This window comes from Nitrospira sp. CR1.1 (assembly GCA_014055465.1).
In the GTDB taxonomy this organism is placed as follows: Bacteria; Nitrospirota; Nitrospiria; order Nitrospirales; family Nitrospiraceae; genus Nitrospira_A.
The window spans coordinates 291,994-309,024 of record WIAF01000001.1; the positions used below are offsets into that span (position 1 = coordinate 291,994).

Sequence of the window (17,031 nt, forward strand, 5' to 3'; positions counted from 1 at the left end):
GCAGAAGTTCATTTTCGACACCGGATCAATCACTTAGCCTGCGAGGGCCGTCACGATGCAATCCGGACGACATCAGAACCGATACTGGCCGCCGATGGAGACGATGGCATCTTGAAAGTCCCTGAGGACATTCGTCGACGTACGTTTGCCGTACTGAACCGACAGCGTAGCCGACGCGGCAGCCGAGAGGTGGTACCGCAGGTCCGCAATCCCCTGGTGTGTGACGTCTACGCGATCGACATGCGTGTCGCCGGCAATGCCGCTGGTGAACGTCTTCCGGCGATGGCTATAGGTCAAGCCGAGGTCCCATTGGCGATGCAACCGGAACTCCGTTCCGGCCGAGACCATGTGAAGATAGTAGGATACGTCATCCGCAAATTGGGATTCCTTGTGGCCATCCGCCAGGCCTCGCTCATACAAATACGAGAGCGTCAGCGTCAGCCACTCCTTCGCGTGATAGTCCAGGCGCGGGCCGACGGTCCAGAAGTTCGTATTGCGTTCCGCAAATACATCGTTGTAGCGCCGGATCCCAAACCGGGTGATCAGCGCGCCGGTTACCTGGTCCGACAAGCGGCGTTCGACTTCGGCGCGCCAATGGTGGGAACTGACTCGTTCCTCCTGAATCGAACGAGTCCCGGTGCGACGCTCGAAATTCGGGCCGAGAAAGAGATTCGGCACGTATCGGTAACGAAGGAGAAGCGACGTGGCCTGATCGAGCGAAACGCGGTCCTGAATGCGAAAGTCGGAATGGTTGAAGATGGGATTGTTGGTGAAAATCGCGCCCTGAGCCTTCACCGACAGTTCGTTTTTTCCCTGCATCGTGGGGGTGGAGTGGATGACCTCCAGGCCCGGCTCCCAGATCACATCCTGCGGTTTGTCTGTCGAAACCACCGTTGGCAGGGAGGGATCTTCCGTCAAACGGAGCCGGCGAGCAGAAGAAAACTGAAATGCATCCGTCGTATAGCTGGTTTTTTGCTCGGCGATAGCCGACCATTCGGCTTGCGCCGCCCGGTCCGGCGTCGCCATGTGCAGTCCTGCCACCATCCACAAGGCCACAGGGAAACCGGCGGAGAGAAAGGCACGCTGATACGGCATCATTCAGATAGAGAGCCCGCTTGAATCTTGAACGGAACACGCCACTCCGATAACTGCAGACCCTTGCCGGACAGGCCGCCGTTCTCACTGCGACATTCCGTTGAGAGTCCGACGGAATACGCCGCCTGTCAACAAAGTTCAGCCTAGCCACCCGGCGAGCTTCGCAAGATTCACCACGATGAGTGTTCCGGCGATGGACATCGTGACCGAGGCGGTGACCCGCCCCATCACCGCCGGCGACACCCAGGTCTCCGAGCGAACACCCGCCAGCATGCCGGTCACACTGCCCAACAGCACATACCCCAATAGGCTCCACTCGACATGACCGAATTGCAGATGTCCCACCACGCCGCCGATGGAGATCAGACCTATGATCATGAGCGAGGTGCCAATCGCCGCGCGTGCGGGAAAGCCCAGGACCAGAATCAAGGCCGGGACCACCATGAAACCGCCGCCGACACCGAATAACCCGTTCAGAGTCCCCACGATCAGACCAATTCCTCCGACCTTCAGCCAACAGGTGCGGGGGAAGAGGGTTGCGCAACTCTCGTCGTCGACGCGCCCGGCGAGGAGGCGCCGCTGGCGCGCCATGATGGTCCTGACCAGCAAGAGCAGCAATCCGAACAGAATGAGCAGCACTTCCTCTCGAACCATGCGGTGTCCGAACGCACCGCCCCACGATCCAATCATGCCCGTCCAGCTGAATGCCGCCGCAGCTTTAGGCTTGACCATCCCCTGCCGGCCATACTCCCAGGCGCCGACCAGCGAAGACGTAGCCACGATCATCAGCGACATGGCCGCCGCCTGCTGCAGGGACATGCCAGCGATATAGACCATCAGCGGCACACCGAGAATGGCGCCGCCTGTTCCGGTCGCACCCAGTTGCAGGCCGATCGGCACCCCGGACAACATCGCGCGGAGAGCCTGTTCAATCATGAGAACTCTACCAGCTCCCTCTCACGCGGGCTCTTCCAGCTTCGCAATACCCATCGCCTTCAAGAGGACCTTTTCATAATAGGGCTCGCTCACGCCCTTTTTCATTTTTCGCAGAAAGTACTTTTCCAGCGCGATTTTCGCCAGATGCACCCATTTACCCTTCTTCGCCCAGGTCACATTGCGCGGCGCCATTTGCGGCAGGGCCACGAATGCCACACCGGTATTGCCCATGTCGGCCAGGCAGATCGCATTCCAGGTCGCCGTTTCACGTTTCGTGTCGCCATCGATATCGGCTTTGATGTTGTGCACGGCCGCCGACACCATCGACTCGATCATGTATCCGGTCTTCGGCGCGCCGGTTGGAACCGGCGTCTGCTCCACCGGAGGAATGGCCACACAGACGCCGACGGAATAGATATTTTTATACCTGGGATTGGCCTGATAGGCATCGATATTCACAAACCCTTTGGGATTGCACAGTCCCGGCGTTCCCGCCACCGCATCCACCCCCGCAAAGGGCGGGATGATCATCGAGTATCGAAATGGGATCTCCTGCCCTCCCTCCAGAATCATCTTCCCCGCCTGCACTTCCTTGATCGACGTATTACAAATCGGCTGCATCGCGTGCTCCGCAAACTCATCTTCCATGAGCCGGCGCGAAGCGCCTACCCCCGCCAGCCCCATGTGGCCGATATAGGGTTCCGGCGTCACGAAATAGATCGGAACTTTCTTCCGGAGTTTCTTCCGGCGAAGATCGGCATCGAGAATAAACGCCATTTCATACGCCGGACCAAAGCAGGATGCGCCCTGCGCCGCGCCCACCACAATGGGGCCGGGATCCTTCAGAAATGCTTGATAGGTTCCCCAGGCCTGCTCGGCATGGTCCACGTTGCAGACCGACTGGGTATACCCGCTCGGGCCGAGCCCCGGCACCGCACCAAAATTCAGCTTCGGGCCGGTCGCGATAATCAGATAGTCATACGGGACTTCGCCCTTTGACGTGATGACACGATTCTGTTCCGCCTCAATTCGGTCTGCCGTCGCATGGATGTACTCCACCCCTTTTTTCTCCAGCACCGGTCCCAGCGCGAAACTAATGTCCTGCCGGGTGCGCCATCCGACCGCAACCCACGGGTTTGACGGCACGAAGTGAAAGGACTCCACGTTGGAAATCACCGTGACCTTGTGTTTCTTTGCCAACAATTCGCGCGCTTCGTAGGCTGCCGGTAACCCGCCGATCGATGCCCCGATAATAACCACCCTCGCCATGGTGTACCTCCTTCAAAGCAACCCGCCAGTTTGACCTGCTCTTGAACCCGTTCACGTCGCAGCCTCCATCCGCGCAGCCTCCATCAACCGAGTCCCCGCACAGGCTGCGACTGCGGTCATTGGTTAAGAGGCACGACGGACTGAATTGGATTCACCGGGAAGGAGGCCGCCTGCGGCTGTTCCTGTCTTGCCGATCGCCAGTGGAGATCGGGGCGGAGACATGTGCGCCGTATCTTGATGAAACACTTTGACACATTGCCGATCCCGGGCGGTATTTTATCGGGTTGACAGAGGGACCCACGGGTGGGTAGTCGTATAAGACACGTGTTGTCAGGGGAAATTGTATGTGGTTCCGTAGAATGTGCGCCGGCAAAGGCCTCCTCATTGCCCTTATCGTCGGATTCCTCGCGGTCGAGGGCCTCGTGGGCGCCTGTTTCCTCAGCCTGATGCATGTTAAAACTTCGAATAATTGGGCGACCAGGAGTGAACAGGTCTTGATTGAGCTGGAACGGGTGAGGAGCATCGTGACGGGGGCAGAGACCCAGCAGCGCGGATACCTCATCACTGGGTCCGAGGAATATTTGGCATCGTACCGGGAAGCGATCAACATGCTCGAGGAACAGATTCGACGTATCGGCAGTTTGACCAGAGACAATCCCATGCAGCAAGACCGAGTAGCCTATCTTGCCACCCAGGTCGAACAACGGTCGGACGAATTGGACCAGGCCATTGTCACACGGCGGGCCAAGGGACTTCCGATTGCCAAATCAGTCGTGACTCAGAATCAACAGAATCGGACGATGGAGACAATCCACAACATCACCGGCCAAATCGGTGACGAGGAATCCCGGGTGTTAGCCCGCAATCGGGCAGACTCCGAAACCTGGGCGTTTACGACCGGCTCGTTGGCCCTCGTATTCTTCCTGCTGAATGCCGTCGTGTTCACGTTGTGCGGCGTGGTGATGAAACTGGCTCTGTCGAGCCAAGCCCAAGCCGAACGTCTGGTCCAAGCGCTGCGTCCATCGGCGACTTCTGCGATACGATAACCACTCTCCGCTACAGGATCTTCGCGCTCCCGCGCGATCAGGACGTCCACCGGACGCGCTGAACGCCTGCGCCTCCGGCAACCTTCCTGCAACTTCATAGATATTCCTCAATGACGCGGGCTAGGTCCTGGCAAGCACCACCGCTGTCAACAGAACCAGCAACGCCACCAACAGCGACACGCGCGGTACAAGCACGGAGTAACGCACCAACAGCCGTTCCCGCGCACTTCTTGCAGCTTCAGCCGTTCCAAGAATGCGTCGCACCTGTGGTCCCACTACCAGATCGTGCAGCAGGGTAAGCGTGAACAACAAGGCCACCAATCCGATCTTCGCCATAAAAATAGACGGCCACTGCAATGGATCGGTCAAGGGAATCGCCCGGCCGATGGCCAACGCCGACCCGGTGGCAACCAGGATCCCCATCGCGCCCCATACGAGAGTCCTGAATCGATACGCAGCCGTTCGAAAGAGGGCGGCGTGCCGCGCAAAGCCCCCATCCCGCTTAAGCACAGGCACCAGAACGACCGACAAAAACACCATCCCGCCGACCCATACCACTGCCGCCAGCAGGTGAATCCAGACCAATGCAAACACCAACACCTCCTTTGTGCTCTGTGACCTACAGCACCATGCCAGAGGAACAAACGGGGACGCAAGGCGGGTGACGCTATGGGTCGGCGGGACGAGCTAAATTCGGGCACCAGTCAATTTCACCCAGGACCGCCAAGACCTGCGTCTCCGGATGCACAATGGACTGCGCGAGGTGAGTGTCTTTCAGGGTGCACAGCGGACACAAAAACTGGCACGGAGGCGAACAGAAGACTAGCCCGCAGCCCAAGCCGGTCCGGACATCCGCCGCCTTGTTCCTGCAGTAGGCCGCCCGATCGGAACAGGACAGACTCTGCCGGTAACAGTCGAGCCGGTTCCACAGGGCGACGAGACTGGACATCCGTTGTCCACCGACTGCGGCCCACGCTCCGGGAATCCGGACGGATTCACCGAGCGCTTGCAATGCGATGTCGATGCGTTCGGGAAGGTTAGTGAAGGTCACCACATGATGGAGCCCGGCGCCGGTCTCCTCAATCCGATACGTGAAGGCGTGCCGTGGGGAGTGTGCACGAATCGGAACCGGCAAGGAAGACTCGTCGGGAAGATACAGCGTGATATCCACCAACGCGCGGCCTCCGGCGCCCTCTGCACAGAAGTGGCGCCATGCCGACTTGCTTCAGAGCAAGACCGGCATGGCAACCTTCGAGTTGCTTACCCTGCGATCGACTTCGCTATCGTGCAATACAGTCTCAACCGCCGTCTCTATTCCGTTCCCTAGAATGAAATCCCAACATAGGGCCCGACCTGGAAGTAATCGTTATTGGTGTTGGTCAGCCGTGCCGTCAGATGGTACCGGGCATCAACCCCAACCTTGAACGCCTTCCAAACCGCATACTCGAACCCGGCGCCAAACTGCACGCCCAAATCAAGATATTGCGTCCGATTCGAGGGGGGGCTGATGACATGAATATCAAGACCGACCGGAATGACCCATGGCCTGAATGCGCTGCCTTCCATGAATTTGATTTTCGGAGCGACATCGATCGTGACCATCGTGAGCTGGACCTTTTGCGGATCTGTGGCCAGCGTGTCGGTCAATGTTCTGGTCGCAATGCTTCCCGCGACATTGTTCACGCGGTTTGAATTGATGCTATTGAATTGCAGTCCGATTTCACCGACCACCCAGGTCTTATCCATTCCGCCCCAGACATCCTTCGACATGACGAGATCCAATCCCGCACCGGCATACCATCCGGCATTGCCTCCATTGACGCCGGCGATCCCTGCCGTGTCTGTAAAAATCTGCCCCCCTCGATCCTGGTTCAAATTCATGAACCCACCCTTGAAGAACACCATGTTGCCGGTGCCTTCCTCAGCCGATACCGGCTGCGCACAAGCAACACCGAACACCGCGGCGATCGCAATTCCCGCACCCCACATTCCAATGTTCCACACGACTCTCCGAACCCGCATCATGTTCCCCTCCTTGATGTGTCACCGAAACGCCTGACTGGCGTCCGGGTTGGCTTTCCGTCCTGTCTTCACCGGCCTGAGGCAGGAGCAGCGCAAGCATGTGGCGTAGTCTCATGAACATCGTGGATAATCCTCGCCTGAGCCTTGCTTCGATGGTCGAACCCATCAGCGACGCCCGTACGGGCCTCATCCCATCCAGCCGCGCTCCTCGTCGGCCCCGCGGCCGTTGCCGCGCATGCGAGACGTCACACTTGCAACATCCGCCGGCTGATTCGCCGTCTTTGCTCGGGGGTCAACCGCATCTCGGCTAAGGCGAACAACAGCCGCTCCACGCAGGCAACGTGTTCACGATAGCGGCGAATCAATGCGTAAAGCTCCCCGGTCAGCGTCCGCAATCCCCCGCATGCTTTTGACGCCGCTGCGTCCTGCCCCCCGGTCCGCTTTCCCGCAAGCTGCCTCATCACCGCGGTCGCGTCGGCTTTCAGCGCCCGGTGTTCGTCCAGGAAGCTCTGGAACTGCTCCTGCTCCTCCGGCTTCCGGCCGAGGATTCGCCGGAGATCGCCCACCAGCATGGCTTCCCGTTTGAAATGCACGTCCACGGGGCCGGTAAAGAATTCGAGCAGTTCTCGGAGCGTATCCCGATTCGTTCGCTTCACCGCTCCGGTTCCGACGGCGCAGGGACTCATCGCCGTTTCGACCATAGCCAGTCGGTCCAGAATCATTCGGTGCTCCCGCTTGAGCAGGGCCACCGGATCGACGGTGATACTCGTTCGCGTGCGGTCTTGAGACACCATCATTCAGGATCCTACGTGCGGCCGCTCCAACGTGCGAACAACCAGGCAGCGTGATACCGCGCGCACTGTACCGAAGAGCACGGCCGGCTCACACTGCGATCGACTAGGCGGCTCTATGATCTATCTCAATGTTTTTGAATAGGCCATTGGACCTATGCCTGCACTAGCGTGGCGAGGGGCAAGCGGCGAGAGGAGCGAGCCTTGCGAGACAAACGAGACCGGGGGAGGCGCATTGGGAATGTTGACTGATCGGAGTTGGCGAGACGAGAGAGCGTCCGAGGTGTTCTGAATTTCGAACCAGAACGTTGAACTTCGTGTCGCGCCTGGCTCGCACGTCGTCCCTGTCGCGCTTCACGTGTTACGAATAACGTTTGACGGGTTGCGGTTCAGCGCTGGGCAATTCTGGAGAGGCGGTCCGGATTCAGCAGGGTGATGGCTCTTCCATCGATGGTCAGGACTCCCTCATCGCGAAAGACGCCGAGCAGGCGGATGGCGGTTTCAACCGTAATCCCGGCCATCTCAGCCACTTCTTCCCGTTTGAGAGTCAGGCCAACCCGGACCTCATCGTCATGTTTTTTTCCGAATCGATCGCCGAGTTCCAGCAGCAGGCCGGCTAACCGCTCGCGGGCGGTTTTGAACGTGAATTGATCGAGATGATCCATATTCACCCCGACTTCGTTACTGAGGAGCTGGATCAGCTTGATCGCCAGTTGAGGATTTCTGTGGATGACGGCGAGGTAGCGTTCCTTATCGATGACGCAGACTTGAGAGGGCTCCAAGGTCTCGCACGTCACTTCATGAAGGGCTCGGTCGCCAAAGACGTGTTTCTCGATCAACTCACCAGGGCCCAGGATGCGGACGATCTGCCGCCGGCCTCGCGTCGAAGAGCGGGTGAGCTTGACCTTGCCCGAGCATAACACGTACAGCCCCAGGCACACATGACCTTCGTAGAACATGGTCTGGTGAGGCGCGTATTCGAGCGTGCGTTTGATTTTTTGAAATTCGACGAGATCGCTTCCTGCAATATCGCAGAGCACAACCTTCGCGCGAAGCGTGCAAGTGCTGCAATTCTCAATAAGGCAGGGCTTCCGTTTCACGACATGCCGATTCCTGGCGCTAATCCAACACTGTGCTTTCGAAGACGACTCGCGACAAAGTGAACCGGCTCTTTCGCCCGGAATTCAGATGAAGTTTGTATTCCCGGCCGTCCGCCTCCGGTCGACCGTTCCTGTTGGCCAGGGTGACTTCCACCTGCACGTGCTAAGGGACTGACGCAACAGCACGGCGCGCAAGCAGGGCGACGGAGAGCCGGTCGCCCCTATTCAGCTGGGGACGAACCGGCCCATAGGTTTGGCAGGAGGAATACCTTTCTCCCCTCTGCCCTGCTACTCCTTCATCAGTGAAACCTTCGCTCCCGCATCCTCCTTGGCATCCTGCGCGCAACGGAAACCCATCCAATTGATCTTGGTCTTCGGATCAGTGCCGTTCCGCATCGCCGCCCGCATGGTGGTGGTGCTATCCATCCACCCGCCACCGCGGAAGGCTTTCTGGGTTCCGGTTTCCGGTCCCTTCGGATTCCGGGCCGGCGCGGTCTTGTAATAATCCTGGTCGTACCAGTCGGACACCCATTCGGCCACGTTGCCGATGGTTTGATACAGCCCGTAGGGGCTCAGCGCATTCTCATACCTGTCGACGGAAATGATCGGCGGATACAGGAGCAACCGTTCGGGACGATCCCGCACCGGCCCGGACAATCCGGTTCTGCCGAAATTGGCCCGGGTCGGACCGGCATACTCGCTTCCCCACGGAAACAGTCTGCCGTCCACTCCACGCGCCGCTTTCTCCCATTCGGCTTCTGTCGGTAACCGCTTGCCTGCCCATTTGCAATACGCGTCCGCGTCGTACCAGTTGACGTGCATGATCGGATGATGCGCCATCGTGTCCTGGAAATTGCCTCCGTCGTACCGCCAGTCCAACTGCGGCAGGCGATCCGTGGCCAGGACGAACTTGAGATACTCCAGCGCAGTGACCTCGTACTTGCCGATCATGAACGCATCCAGATACACGGATCGTTGAGGAATCTCGCTCCGATAGGCGAGGCGATCCGTTTTCTTGTCGCTCCCCATGAGAAACTCGCCCGCCGGAATGAGGACCATGTCTTCCTTGGTCTTCCACTTTGCCACCCGTTCCTGAGCGATTTTTTTGCCGTCCTCCGTCCACTCAATCACGATGTCCTGCGTATCCAGCGCCCGTGCCACCGGAGCCAGCGCGAACAGCGCGGCTCCGATCATGAGAGCCTGCGCCCATCGTGCGCGTTTTCGTTTCATGCCCATGTGCACTCGTTTCATCTCTGGCCTCCTCGTTGTCCTGCCGTCAAAATTCATCGATCCGTAGCGCGTCCCATGGCTGGATCGATGGACGAAAGTTGACGACCACTCTCGCCCGATGTTGCACAGCGAAACCCTGTCAGGTAACTCCAGTGGTCCAGTCCTCCGGAATTGCGTCCGGCGGAACGGGCCACCTCGGGATCTTCATTCCAAGATCCTCCCCGGAACACCTTGTCCTGGCCCGTCGCAGGTCCCTGAGGGTTGCGATTCTCCTGGCGGCGGTAATACTCCGGATCGAACCAATCCGAAACCCACTCGCTCACATTGCCGGCCAACTGATGCACGCCGTACGGACTCACGCCATTGTCGTAGCGGTCCACATTGGCCAGCGGCGGATACTTCGCTCCTCGCTTGGACCCCGGGTGCGCGATGTTGCTTTTGATCCACCCGGCCGGCTCATTGCCCCAGGGAAACATGCGCCCATCCTCACCTCGTGCCGCTTTTTCCCATTCAGCTTCGGTGGGCAAACGAGCTCCGCGCCACCGGCAATAGGCATCGGCTTCCCGCCAGGACACGCCGATGACCGGATGTTTGGCCATCTTCTCCGGGAAGGGCTGGGCACGCCAGTATTGGGGCCAGGCCGCGCCCGTGGCCAACACATACCGGAGATAGTTCACGTTGCTGACTTCGTACCGGTCGATGTTGAATGCATCCACATGGACCTGATGTTGAGGCAATTCCTGCGGTCCTGCGGCTCGATCAATCTTCGGATCGCTTCCCATCAAGAATGGTCCGGCCGGCACTTCGGCCATTCCGTTCGGCACCTCAATCAACGCCAACCGCTCCAGTTCGTCGAGCGGAGACCAGAGCGGCGGCGGTTTTGGCAATTCATGGTCAGCGTGGCTCGGCACAACAGAGCCGAGCACCAGCCCCGCGGCCATGCCCAGCAGGAGCATCGAGATTGACCCAGATAGCCATGTATTCATTCCACCATCACTCCGGGGACTCACTGATCCATGCGATCAGTGAGTCCAACGATTCGCGAACACTTGCACGTCCTGCTCTCAGTGCTCCTGCTTTTGGAGCAGAGGATCGATTTCCTTCTTCGCTTCCTCGGTCACGTTGTACCGGGTATACGCATGGTCCAAGACCTCATTGGCGTACAGCCGTCCGGTCGGCGCCGGCACGCCGATCGTTGTCTCAACGGCGCCCTTCGGACCGATGGTGACAGTTTGTGACGTCTCGGTTCTGATATAGGGATGCCAGATGACCAACTTATAGGTGCCGGGAGGCACATCGGTGATGGTGAACCGGCCCTGCTCATCGGTCTTTGCAAAGTAGGGATTGGTAATGGCCACGCCCCAGCTCTCCATGTACGCGTGGAAACCGCATTGCATCACAAAAATCCGGCGGCCTTTACTGAGTTTCACCAACTCCTTCATCGGCGGACCGGCCATGTGCTTGTGATACATGCCGGCCTCGGTGCGATCCTTAAAATTGCGCGGATGCTGGGGGTTCATCGGAAGCGGCACATTGAACAGGACACGCGCGCCTAAATTCGACGTTTCATAGGCCTGAATGTCGTGCATCACCGGATCCATATTGACGACCGTCACCGATTGATCGTCACGCACGACGGTCGTAAACGGCAGGAACAGGCAGTCCTTCGCCTCGATTTGCGGAACCTCTTTTTCCGCAAACGATTTACCCTGCTCAATCCCTTCCAGATAGACAACGACTTCCCGGAACTCCCCGTTCGGGCCCACATTAAATGGCTGGAGAATGCGCCAGCCTTCTCCGTCGGAAATGCGCCCGCAATAGTAGGGGTCAGGCAGCGTAGTCAGGTTGTACCCTTTCGGTTTCGGAACCGTACCCTCGAGCCTGACGAGTCCGGATAGCGTTCCTCCATCGGACACGGTGATTTCTTCATAGGCCGACGCCGGATCACTCGCGAGAAATCCTGCGATAGCCATCGCCGCCAGACCTAGCCCCCAACCGGAAACACGATGCTTCATCTGTTGTTGCTCGCTCTGTGCTGTAGTCCTCAATGTCACACCTGTCACAACCGGCCTCCTCTGTGATGGGTTTCTGTACGATCGACCTATCGTCGTGATCATACAGGAAACCCGTCACTGAATTCCTTTCTCGAAACTCAAAACGCAGATGGGGGAGCTGCGTGATACAGGCAGCTCCCCCATCCGGTGTTACGCCATGACGTGTCCGCCTATTTCATGGCAGTCGGAATCGCCTGCGGCTCAGGCTGCACGTCGGCTTGACGTGCACCCGCGCCACTTGCGCTGAGAGGCTGAATTCGCGAATCGCCGGTCGGCAAGACGCGCAGATACCCCCACTGTCCAGACTGCGTATAGGGCAGCCGTGCATTCGACCACACGAAGTCACCCACCTGACGATACGGTCCGCCCGCACCGCCACGGATGAAGACATCGAGGATCTCAGACCCGGCGTACTCCACGACGCTGATCATGTCGGCACCCGCCATGTACGGCTCGATCGGCCACTCGTGGCCCTCGACGCTGAACATGCCGTTCTGCTCGCTGTTCGCCCCGATCACATGGATACGGAGCGCGTCACCCGCATGCGCCTCGATGAGAGGCGTGACGGGATCTTCGGGCTTATCCACCGCGCAAGGCTGGAAGATTTTGCCCAAGGAGCACCCTTGTTCTTCGCGGAACTTGTACGGTTCAGCGCGGTAGTTCACCGACGTCAAACCGGCCACGTTCTGCACATAGGGCATGAAGGCGGTGCCGATGATGTTGTCCTCGTCTTGGAAGAAGAGGGCCACGTCCCGGTAGTTCCGCTTGCCGGCATTTTCAGACAAGGTGGTGTCGACGATGACGTCGGCCCGCCATGTGTTTTTCTGCGACACATCGGCACCGGTGACTGGATCACGATACTGCGATCCCTTCGGACCGATGACGATCGCGCCGTACAATCCGTTGCGCGGATTGACGACGATGTTCCCGCCGTCCCACACCAACGACGTCGTTTCCTTGTTTGCAGGATGCGCGTAGTAGGTATAGGTGCGGCTCTCGCCCGGCGCCACGGTCTGGTCGCCGGCATTGTTGCCGACGTTCAAGCCCTGGCTATCCTTCGGATCAAAGGCCAGGCCCGGCGCAAAGAACGACGCCCGGCTCGCCTTCATCTTGTTCTTCAGATTCACCTTGATACAATCGCCCAGATTCGCGCGCAGCGTGAGCGGATTCGGCATCACGTTGCCCGCCACGGTCGCGGCTTCTTCCTCCAACGCGAAGATCTTGCCTTCCGGCATGGTCATTTCGATCTTCCGCTCGAAGTCCACCTCGATCGCATCCGGGGCCTTCGGATTGAGCTTCATCGGGCGATCCAACGCCACGACGTTGAAGCTCTTCACCGGAGCATCCGACGGACAGACGGAATTGGGAGTCGCCGGAATCCCGAGAGGATTGGTCCCCTTGGGCAACGGCATCAAATCCGCCACTGGCTTGTCGAGCACACGGAGAATGCCCCAACCACCTTCGGCGAAGTGTGACGTTCTGCCGTTGAAGTGGATGTAGTCACCCGGCATGCCCTGGAATCCACCCGCCTTGGTGACGAGGTCATACCGCTCGGCGATCCCGACGTGAATCGAGTTCTTGCGGTTGGCCTCCGGCGCATACCGCTCCGTGAGGAAGGTATGTCCGGCGATCGTCCAGACGTGGGATTCGTTCATCAGCTGATGCAACAGGCGGAACACCATGGTGTCGCCCGTGTACGCCCGCAGGAGCGGCGTGCCCGGATCACCATGGATCGCGCTGCTGAACAGCTTCGAGGTGTCAGGATTGTTGGACAGGCGTTGTGCAAACGGAGCCGCGCGGAAGTTGAAACCGCTGCCGGTCGTATGCGTGCCGCCGTTGATGTACTTGTTCGGCGCGTTCAGGATCTTCTCCGGCATCTGGAAGGACACCGTCTTTCCTGCTTCCAACGCCACTTCGATCGGCTGTCCGGGAGGATTGCCGGCCTCGATGACATTGACGGTGTGCGGAACCGTGTCGTGGATGGAGACCATCAACTCACGGAAGCTGCCGCTGACACCGGCGCCGATCGGCTCGTTGCTGTGAATGTCCGCGATCGGACCGCTATACACCAACTTGCCGTTCTTCGGATCATGATAGGTGGATCCGTATGGCTCCACGATCGTCACGCCGAACCCGCCATGCGGCCAGGTCGTCGCGCCGAACGCGTGGTCATGCCAGAACACCGTTCCCATGTCCACGTCCACCCACCACCGGTACCGCACGAACTCCGGCGACACAAGATCACCCGCCGGGTGGCTGTGCTTCAGTGGCTTGAAGAACGTGACCATATCGCCCTTGATTTCCTTGACCCGGGCGACTTCCTGACAGCTCTTATCCCGCGGCAGTGACGCTGCAGGGTCGTTGCCCTTCTCCAAACAATCCATGCCCACCATCAACTCGGTGTTGACGTGGAACGCGGTGGCGCCGGGCGCCATCTGGATCTTAATGGAGGTGGCGCCGGCTTTCGCCTCGCCCGTGAGCTTCGCCACCATCGGTGCCGGCAAACCATGCTTGGTCTTCTTGCCCCACATGGTGAACGGCCGGACCGACATTTCGTACTCCATCCCGGAGATCACACCGTCCGAGTTCCCGGTATCGAACTGGAAGAAGTGAGGATGGATGTTGATCTTGGACGACTGGAAGTTCGTGTAATCGTCGTCGTCCCATTCGCTGGTCAACAATAAGTCCACGCAGTCATACACGTTGGCGCGGATGACGGCGGGCAGTTTCAGATCGTCATTGGCTCTGGTCAAACGCTCTTCTTCGTGAAGGACGTAGATCAGACCATCCTTGTCCACCATGGCCGGCTCTTTCCCCTGCTTCTTGGCGAGGGTGATCGGCATGCGGACAAAGTGAATGTTGTAATGCTTCCGATTGGCGTTATCAGGGCACAGGCTCCAACGGCCCTGTTCGCCCGGCATCGCCGGCTCGGAGGTCCGCTCACCATTTGCATCCTGGTGAATCGGCTCCAACCATGGCGCACCGCTGTGGTTCGCCGAGAACGGCACGCGCTTGCCGAAGTGCGGCTTGAACAACGGCCAGGCCATTTTTCCTGTCGTCGGATCGAACAGGATTGCCGGTCTGGTGCTGTCATCCCACTTGGCGGCCCACTGATACTTCGGATTTGGAGCCGTGCTCTCCCGCTCACCGCGGGCGATGTTGCCGTCCCATTTCCAGTCCCACACCGTCGAATCGTAGGCCATGATCTGGCCCTTCTCATCGCCCGTGTGGCCCGGTTGACCCTGGGCCGGGACAAACATTTCGACCCAATCCTTGATGTTCACAATCACAGGATCGGACTTCCAGTTCGTCTTCTGGCTCTTATCGACGATCTTGAAGGTCTTGCCGAACCAGTCGACCGTGGTGCCGATCAACTTGTCGGACGAGACACCCTGCTTCATGCGGCCCAAGCGATCCGGCAATTCGCGCATATCCGGCATCGTGTCGGTGTGCGCATTGCCGACCTGCAACGTATTATAGAACCGGCCGTACCCCCACATGCCCGCCACATAGTGATGCGCGACGTGGCAGTGATAGAGAAATTCTCCGGCCAGATGCTGACAGCCACCGCCGCCGCATTCCGGTTCCAGGTCGAGGGCCTCAGAAGGGCCGACGACTTCCACGTCCACCCGATCGGACTTCGTCCGGACCACGGGATATTTCACCGGTCCGTCCTGTCCCTTAAACCAGTGCTCTTCCTGGTCGGCACGCGGGCTGCGCTGCCAACGGATGGTGCCGCTGTGCGGATGGTGGGAGTGGAACACTTCCGATCCACCATGGACCAACCGCCACTTGACCGGATCACCGAGGTAGCCGCGGGCTACCGTGGTGGGAGGGTCACCGAAGGTGTAGGCGCTGTAGGCCAGCGACTCATCTTCGAAGCCGAAATATTCATGCTGCAAATGCATCTGATCGATGCCGAACGGCTCGCTGCGATAGTTGATCGCGCGGCCACCCGGACGATAGGCGTCGGTCAACGGATCGCGCTGGGGCAAGAAGTCGCCCTTCTTGTTCAGCGGCCGGAAGGCTTCGTCGCCGATTTCGTGATAGAACAACACGAATTCGCGGAAGTCCGGTCCTGACCCGTTATCGATCATGACCTGCCATCCGCTGTTCGTATCGGGCGCGGCGCCCGTGCCAAGCGGATCGAGGTACTTGGAGCCCTTAGGTTCAACGATGAAAGCACCGAAGAGTCCGAGCACGGTCAACTCACGATCATGGCTCCAGGAGTGGAACTGACGCACACCTTCCTGCATGCCCGGATGGATGTACCACTCGAACTCCTGCGCCTTTCCTGGCGAGACCACCGTATCCGGATTGGTCGTCGTGGCGGGCTTTCCAGTGGAACTGACGATCATGCTGGAAGCCTGGATCACCAAGCTGCCGTCCTCGCCTTCCATTTGGTTGCGCAGCGTCATCTTGACGCAATCGCCCTGGTTGGCGCGGAGCACCAGCGGCTGGATGACATCCCCCTGGTTTCCGGTTGTCACCGCACCAGGGTCAAAGCCGTCCTTTTCGCGCGCTTCCTTGTTCTTCGCTTCCTCGGCTCGCGCCTTGTCGATATCACCGGTGTGGACGTACATATAGCCGGGATAGAAGTCGAGCCACCGATTCAAGCTGATTTCGATGTTGATCATCGACACGTCGTACTTCTTGACCGGCGCATTGGCAGGACATTTCCCGCCCGAAGTCATGACCGGCTCACCCTTCGACGCATCGGAGGCCAGCAGGAAGCTGCTGCCATCCTGCCCCATATACTGGTGCATCATCGACATTTCGTTGAATGCACCGGACGTCTGCTGCGCCTTCGCATCCGTCTTCGCCTGCTGTTCCAGCTTCTCCATCAGGCGGTGATGCTGCATCTCCATCTTCTCTGCATTCCCGGCACGACCCTCCATGGCGTTTTCCACCACGGTCTGACCCTTCAGGGTCTGGGTCCAGCCCGGCATGGCAACCGGCGTCGCATGTCCCTCATGCGACTGATCGCCCGGCCCGGCCGCGAACACCCACGGCGCGGCAAGCAAACTGCCCGAGAGCAGCGCCGCCTGCAGGCTCAGCATCGCTTTGCGACTGATGCGCCTGCGTTTTGACTGCACTGAAGACCTCATATGTCGGCCTCCCTCCTTAGATAATCCCGCGCCCTTCCGCGGGAGTGGTTAAAAAACGTGGTCGTGTGACCGGCCTCCGTCAGGCAGGACCCCGGCTGCTCCGGCCTCTCCTGTCTTCCTCCACGAAACGCTCCAAAGGAAGAAAGGGCTGGTGAAGGATGTCCTCAAGGTTCGAGGGAGCAGGTTATTCGGAGGCCGGTCCTAATCACCCGCACCTTCACCAGCACCGCCCAACCTCGCAATTGATGTGCCCCACTAGGGATACCCCATTAAAAACAGAAAAAGCCTTTACATTTAACACGTTATCGAAGCGCGTCAGACAATTTGAAGGGGCGTGAAACGCGACAGTTTTTCTAGCCGTTTAGACAGCTGACGAGGAA

Annotated in this window: 13 protein-coding genes; 1 reads left to right on the top strand and 12 read right to left on the bottom strand. The window is 59.1% G+C overall.

From position 1 onward, the window contains the following. Positions 1-72: 72 nt before the first annotated feature. From GDA65_01410 to GDA65_01420, 3 genes are all read right to left on the bottom strand, one after another. Positions 73-1,098 carry a hypothetical protein gene (locus GDA65_01410; GenBank protein ID MBA5861357.1) on the bottom strand — a complete coding sequence of 342 codons (1,026 nt, stop codon included), beginning with the start codon at positions 1,096-1,098 and terminating at the stop codon, positions 73-75. A 135-nt stretch (positions 1,099-1,233) separates the two neighbouring features. Then, positions 1,234-2,031, bottom strand: a complete 798-nt coding sequence (locus GDA65_01415; GenBank protein ID MBA5861358.1) for a TSUP family transporter — start codon at positions 2,029-2,031, stop codon at positions 1,234-1,236. Between the two features lie 21 nt (positions 2,032-2,052). Then, positions 2,053-3,300, bottom strand: a complete 1,248-nt coding sequence (locus GDA65_01420; protein MBA5861359.1) for an NAD(P)/FAD-dependent oxidoreductase — start codon at positions 3,298-3,300, stop codon at positions 2,053-2,055. A 344-nt stretch (positions 3,301-3,644) separates the two neighbouring features. Between GDA65_01420 and GDA65_01425 the strand changes: the two genes are divergently transcribed. Further along, positions 3,645-4,346: a hypothetical protein gene (locus GDA65_01425; GenBank protein MBA5861360.1), complete on the top strand. Its 702-nt coding sequence runs from the start codon at positions 3,645-3,647 to the stop codon at positions 4,344-4,346. A gap of 120 nt (positions 4,347-4,466) precedes the next feature. Here the strand turns inward: GDA65_01425 and GDA65_01430 are convergent, their stop codons facing one another. The 9 genes from GDA65_01430 to GDA65_01470 form a co-directional block, all read right to left on the bottom strand. Beyond that, positions 4,467-4,940: a copper resistance protein CopD gene (locus GDA65_01430; protein ID MBA5861361.1), complete on the bottom strand. Its 474-nt coding sequence runs from the start codon at positions 4,938-4,940 to the stop codon at positions 4,467-4,469. 73 nt (positions 4,941-5,013) lie between these two features. Next, complete coding sequence (locus tag GDA65_01435) at positions 5,014-5,517, bottom strand: hypothetical protein (GenBank protein ID MBA5861362.1); 504 nt, start codon at positions 5,515-5,517, stop codon at positions 5,014-5,016. A gap of 152 nt (positions 5,518-5,669) precedes the next feature. Next, positions 5,670-6,371 (bottom strand): hypothetical protein, encoded by a 702-nt coding sequence (locus GDA65_01440; protein MBA5861363.1) that lies wholly within the window; start codon positions 6,369-6,371, stop codon positions 5,670-5,672. Between the two features lie 242 nt (positions 6,372-6,613). After that, complete coding sequence (locus tag GDA65_01445) at positions 6,614-7,165, bottom strand: hypothetical protein (GenBank protein ID MBA5861364.1); 552 nt, start codon at positions 7,163-7,165, stop codon at positions 6,614-6,616. 383 nt (positions 7,166-7,548) lie between these two features. After that, positions 7,549-8,259 carry a helix-turn-helix domain-containing protein gene (locus GDA65_01450; GenBank protein ID MBA5861365.1) on the bottom strand — a complete coding sequence of 237 codons (711 nt, stop codon included), beginning with the start codon at positions 8,257-8,259 and terminating at the stop codon, positions 7,549-7,551. A 288-nt stretch (positions 8,260-8,547) separates the two neighbouring features. Then, on the bottom strand, positions 8,548-9,510 hold the full coding sequence (locus GDA65_01455; protein ID MBA5861366.1) for an SUMF1/EgtB/PvdO family nonheme iron enzyme: 963 nt from the start codon (positions 9,508-9,510) through the stop codon (positions 8,548-8,550). 32 nt (positions 9,511-9,542) lie between these two features. After that, positions 9,543-10,475, bottom strand: a complete 933-nt coding sequence (locus GDA65_01460; protein MBA5861367.1) for an SUMF1/EgtB/PvdO family nonheme iron enzyme — start codon at positions 10,473-10,475, stop codon at positions 9,543-9,545. 78 nt (positions 10,476-10,553) lie between these two features. Next, positions 10,554-11,543, bottom strand: coding sequence for a carboxypeptidase regulatory-like domain-containing protein (locus tag GDA65_01465; GenBank protein ID MBA5861368.1), 990 nt, complete (start codon positions 11,541-11,543; stop codon positions 10,554-10,556). A 170-nt stretch (positions 11,544-11,713) separates the two neighbouring features. Then, positions 11,714-16,651: a hypothetical protein gene (locus tag GDA65_01470; GenBank protein ID MBA5861369.1), complete on the bottom strand. Its 4,938-nt coding sequence runs from the start codon at positions 16,649-16,651 to the stop codon at positions 11,714-11,716. Between the last annotated feature and the right edge of the window lie 380 nt (positions 16,652-17,031).

Bases quoted from the DNA above. Each gene is read 5' to 3' on its own strand.
- GDA65_01410 (MBA5861357.1), bottom strand. From the start codon at position 1,098: ATGATGCCGTATCAGCGTGCCTTTCTCTCCGCCGGTTTCCCTGTGGCC.
- GDA65_01415 (MBA5861358.1), bottom strand. From the start codon at position 2,031: ATGATTGAACAGGCTCTCCGCGCGATGTTGTCCGGGGTGCCGATCGGC.
- GDA65_01420 (MBA5861359.1), bottom strand. From the start codon at position 3,300: ATGGCGAGGGTGGTTATTATCGGGGCATCGATCGGCGGGTTACCGGCA.
- GDA65_01425 (MBA5861360.1), top strand. From the start codon at position 3,645: ATGTGGTTCCGTAGAATGTGCGCCGGCAAAGGCCTCCTCATTGCCCTT.
- GDA65_01440 (MBA5861363.1), bottom strand. From the start codon at position 6,371: ATGATGCGGGTTCGGAGAGTCGTGTGGAACATTGGAATGTGGGGTGCG.
- GDA65_01445 (MBA5861364.1), bottom strand. From the start codon at position 7,165: ATGATGGTGTCTCAAGACCGCACGCGAACGAGTATCACCGTCGATCCG.
- GDA65_01455 (MBA5861366.1), bottom strand. From the start codon at position 9,510: ATGAAACGAGTGCACATGGGCATGAAACGAAAACGCGCACGATGGGCG.
- GDA65_01460 (MBA5861367.1), bottom strand. From the start codon at position 10,475: ATGAATACATGGCTATCTGGGTCAATCTCGATGCTCCTGCTGGGCATG.
- GDA65_01470 (MBA5861369.1), bottom strand. From the start codon at position 16,651: ATGAGGTCTTCAGTGCAGTCAAAACGCAGGCGCATCAGTCGCAAAGCG.